Here is a 4,571-nt window from a genome sequence, read left to right as displayed (position 1 = left end):
AAAACTTATTTTCGCGCCATTCTGAAAAATTCTTCTCAAGGGTTTTGGGGCCGAGATGTGCCGAACTGGTGCCTTCGAGCTCAGCCATGGTCAGGCATTGCTCTTTCACCACATAGCCACGCAGGTTTAATGCATTCAGTGTTCGGGTAAAGTTCCATGCATACGGTGGGTTATTGTAGGAATATGGCCCGACAGTGACCAGTCTTTCATCCTCATTGGCCTCTCGGGCTGCGGTACATTTTTTGATAAACTCGTCGGCATACTTGACTTCACGATCCCATAAATTTTCGATCAGTTGTGTTGCCTGTTCATGGGAATCAAGCGCTAATTTGGCATCAGTTCCCCACATCCTGCGCTCCCGGAGCAACATTTTGACCGAGTTTTCTATTTCTTTTTCATAGTTACTGGTGAAGTAGCTCCGCTTTTTGTCATAAACATAAGAAGAGCCGTCGTCGGCTTGCTTATTTTTTGCGGTAAGTTCTGCAACCTTATCCAGTTTTTCGATCTCATCGTCGAGATGATCTTGCAGTGTTTCTTTTAACTGTTTTCGGGCTTGCTTTAGGTGATAGGCTTCTTTACTCGCCTTATCGAGATACTCTTTCACATTGCTACTGGTGAGCAGTAATGTCTGAGCAATTGGACTGGTCCACATGACCCCGATAAATGTCCAGTATTTGAGTTTTTCCCAAGTGGTGTAACGGTCAAGCAATTTATTGGTATCAAGGCCTTCTTGTTCGGCAAGGCTGACGATAAACCCATTTTCGCCACCATTTTGATAATTTTTAGCCGCGCCGGAGCGAATCGTCTTACGCGCATGGAATAGAAAACGGTAACGCTTTAGGTCATCTTCTGATTCGAGGAACATCTCATGCGGGCTGGTATAAAAGCGTGAGAGAATTCCGAGGCGATTGAGGTTTTGGATGGTCTCGGTTTGATCGGCAACGATCGATTCTGCTAAGCGTTTATGCTCTGCCTGAATCGCTTGTTTGACTTCATCGGTAATGGCGTAAAACCGTTTTTGTTTTTCGGTCGGGTGTGATGGAACATACAGGATATCGGTAAACGGGGTATCCTTTCCGGAGCATAGATCACCGGCACAGGCGTCTTTTTCCGGTGGCTTGGGGATCTCATCCCGGCTGCCGGGCTGGTTATCGATTGCAGAGTTTGCATCTTCTCCGGGCAGAATAATGGTATCACCGGCATAGATCAGATCGATATCATTAATCAGATCACTGTTCAGTTTTGCAATAATTTCCGGCTTGGTACCAAAATGCTCTGCAAGCAGACTTAAACAGTCACCGGGTTTTATTGTATAAGTTTTCGGTGTCTCAGTTGGATTAGCCATAACGTTGTTCTACCAATGCGTTAAATACGGGGGATTGTAAATGGTACGGTAACTGGAAATCGGCTTCGATCTTCGCCTCGGGAAACTGTCTGAGTGAATGACCGTTCTGCTGGCTGTCTACCCAACTCAGTGCCTGACACGGGCCCAGCAGCGTACATCGATCCTCTGCGGTGGTTTCTGGCGCAACGTCATTCCACATCGGGCTGGCGTAATAACGGAATAGAATCGGGGACTCAGCAACGACCACATAAAGCAGTGCCTGAAAATGCTGAATGACCGATTCAGTCGCAACAGACGGATCACAGGAAAACAGCACGCTACTGGTTCGGAGTGCAAAATCTTCTTTGAGCTGTCGCTCGATTTCTGTCACACCGCTATAACGGAAAGCCACCGGGCTTTGCTCAATTAAATGATCGAACGGGGTACCGGCAAACAGGCGATATAACTCAACGTTTTTCTCATACTGGTAAACGAGTTGGGTAATATCCGGTACCCGGACGGAATCAACCACCAGCCAATGTACCAGTGAACTATCTTGTAATTCTGGGAAAAGCCTCATTATTTATGCCTCCGAGGTACACGGACAGTCACCACGCGGACAGCTTCCGTCCGGCTGGCGCTGACACATTTTCGACATCGGTGTGTTCTGCATTGAAACCTGTTCAAATGCCGGTGCCTGAATATTTTTCGGTGAAGCAAGTGTGTAGATCGCCGGGGATGCAGGCGTTTGGGTTGCAGTGATATCTAAAGCCTGCGCCTCTTCCGGTGGTGTTAACGCAGTGAGGAGGTTCGGCATGGTTGCAAGCTGGCCGGCGTAACCGCTGCCGCTGCCGGCACTGCCGCCGGAGTTAAGGTTGATCGCACCGCTGACCACATGTACGCCGCCTGCATCGACTTTGATAAAACTGCCGCCGACCTTGACGGTGATTTCATTACCGGCATCGAGTACCACAGCGTTTCCGGCCTTGAGGTGCACTTCGCTGCCTGAATCGACAATGGTTTTCTGGCCGACTTTCTGATGCAGTGAGGCATCGGTTTCGAGGGTGAGGTTCTGTTTGATTGCGGTTCGCTGCTCACCGTCAATACTCAGATGGTCGTTGACCTGCACATGGCTGTAACGGTCATTTTCAACCGTGAGATGGCGGTCATGCTTAATCTGGGTGGTGCTGTCATTTTCAACCAGCGCTTCATAGTCTTTCTGCGCGTGGAGGTAAATCTTCTCGCTGCCGGATTGGTCTTCAAAACTTAATTCGTTGAAACCGGTGCCCTGATGGGTCTGGGTGCGAATCACGGTTTTGGTTTTGTGATCCGGCAGAGGATAGGGCGGGGTGTTGGTCGCGTGATAGGTGCGCCCGGTCACCATCGGTTGATCCGGGTCACCGTTGAGGAAGGTGACAATCACTTCATGACCGATACGAGGGATCGCCATCATGCCGTACTGGGCGCCTGCCCAGCCTTGTGCGACGCGCACCCAGCAGGAGCTGTGCTCGTCTTCGTTGCTGTAGCGATCCCACGGGAAAGAGACTTTCACCCGGCCATGTTCATCACAGTAGATTTCTTCGCCTTCGGGGCCGACAACGGTCGCGACCATCGGGCCATCGACTTGCGGTTTTGGCTGGGGCTGCATACGCCACAGGGTTTCATTCGGGATGACGACAAACTGGTTGCTGTAAGTTGTGGCACCGCTGCCACCGGACTCTTCCAGTGCTTGGGGCTGACTGCCCTGATGGTCAATCCCGACAATCAGCCAGGGGCGGTTCATTGCACTATCAAGATGGTCGGCTAGTGTAAACACCACCCCGGCCTGAAGTTTGGCTTCGTTACTTTTACCGCTTGCGGTATGACTGGTGCGGCGCAGATGTTCGAGCTTAATCTGACTGAAGGCTTTGCCGCTGGCATCGTCTTTATAGCGCCCCGGTGCATCGTAGTGTTGGTAGTCCGGCAACTGATAGGCCATGTCACTGCCAAGTGCCGACTGTTTAAAGCTGTAAGACGGCTTTTCAAAACTATAGTCACGCTGCGTCACTTCGGTGACTTCGGACTGTTTGGTCTCACGCATGGCGGAGACATACGGGGTGTCAGCCACACCACCGGACAGCACGTTATACGGCACACTGCCGCCCAGCTGAGTAAATCCGGCACTGTTATCGGTGACGACTAAGGTATGTTTTTCTGCCTCGTGGCTGAAGGTGTACATTAAGCCTTCTTCTGCCGCCAGCCGGTGGAAGAACTCTAGGTCGGTCTCCCGATACTGAACACAGAACTCCCGCGGTGCACATTCGCGTTTGACGGAGAAGGCGTAGTCGGTGATGTTCATTTCCGAGAGGAGCATCGCCAGAATCTCAGGGACAGTTTTTTGTTGGAAAATCCGGCTGTTGTGGCGCAATGACAACCGCTCAAGCGCGGGCACCAGTGTCAGGGAATAATAAGTGTGATGATGGCCGGTATCACCGCGGCTGAAGCTGCGCACAATGCCGTGGACTTGCTGCACCACTTCGCCATTGCGGATGACTTCCAGCACGGCTGCGGTATCAACCAGTTGCTCGGCACTGATGCCGGAATCGCGGCTGGCCAGCTCGATGTGATAGCGAAAGCCATACACCGGGTTTCCCTGTGCATCCAATGAATCAGAGATAGATTCATGTCCCTGATAGTCACGGACGACCAAGGCTTCACCGACACCACTGACAAGACGGAAGTTCAAAGTCCCCATAGTTTTTTCCTGACATTGTTGAGTTGACTGAATTTCATATACCCATTGATTTGTCACACATGAAGTCAGTGCATCCTTGAGGAGCGCCACAGTCATGCATGACATGGGTTCGGCCCGGTTTTCCGGTTGTTCTTGTTAGAAACATTTGCATTTTTCTATCATGTGCTCTGGCAAAAACAGACGGTACTGTCAAAACAAACGATAGCGAAACGCAAAATCCGATTATAACCGGATGAATATATGAGTCTTGATGAAAATGAAAAATTGGCGGGGAAATCAACGAGAAAGCAATTTTCCTGAAGGAACCTCTCAGTTTTTGAACCGTCGCCCCAGCCATCTTGCCTCACAACACATATACCTGAATAACCTCATAAACGAATCTCTGCTGCGCGAAGTTGTTTAGGTATATTGTCTTATCGTTTTGTCGAGTCTACTTTTCTAATTAATGTGTGATTGATATAAACAATGTTGCCCACCCGCGGGTGAGCAACAGGACAATCAAAGCATTGTCGG

Annotated in this window: 3 protein-coding genes; all 3 read right to left on the bottom strand. The window is 50.2% G+C overall.

Annotated elements, in window-relative coordinates:
- On the bottom strand, positions 1–1,345 hold a 1,345-nt coding region (locus tag AC55NX_RS20380; protein ID WP_496997396.1), incomplete at its 3' end, for a LysM peptidoglycan-binding domain-containing protein.
- Positions 1,338–1,904: a DUF4123 domain-containing protein gene (locus AC55NX_RS20375; RefSeq protein WP_496997395.1), complete on the bottom strand. Its 567-nt coding sequence runs from the start codon at positions 1,902–1,904 to the stop codon at positions 1,338–1,340. The genes AC55NX_RS20380 and AC55NX_RS20375, both read right to left, overlap by 8 nt.
- A gap of 3 nt (positions 1,905–1,907) precedes the next feature.
- Positions 1,908–4,058: a type VI secretion system Vgr family protein gene (locus AC55NX_RS20370; RefSeq protein ID WP_496997394.1), complete on the bottom strand. Its 2,151-nt coding sequence runs from the start codon at positions 4,056–4,058 to the stop codon at positions 1,908–1,910.
- Positions 4,059–4,571: the final 513 nt, after the last annotated feature.

The sequence above is a fragment of the Vibrio rubrogenes genome (assembly GCF_059641415.1).
The sequence above is the reverse complement of the archived record's forward strand: the minus strand, read 5'-3'. Positions and strand labels throughout refer to the sequence as shown.

Coding starts and splice junctions, on each gene's coding strand:
- AC55NX_RS20370 (WP_496997394.1), bottom strand. CDS start 4,058: ATGGGGACTTTGAACTTCCGTCTTGTCAGTGGTGTCGGTGAAGCCTTG.
- AC55NX_RS20375 (WP_496997395.1), bottom strand. CDS start 1,904: ATGAGGCTTTTCCCAGAATTACAAGATAGTTCACTGGTACATTGGCTG.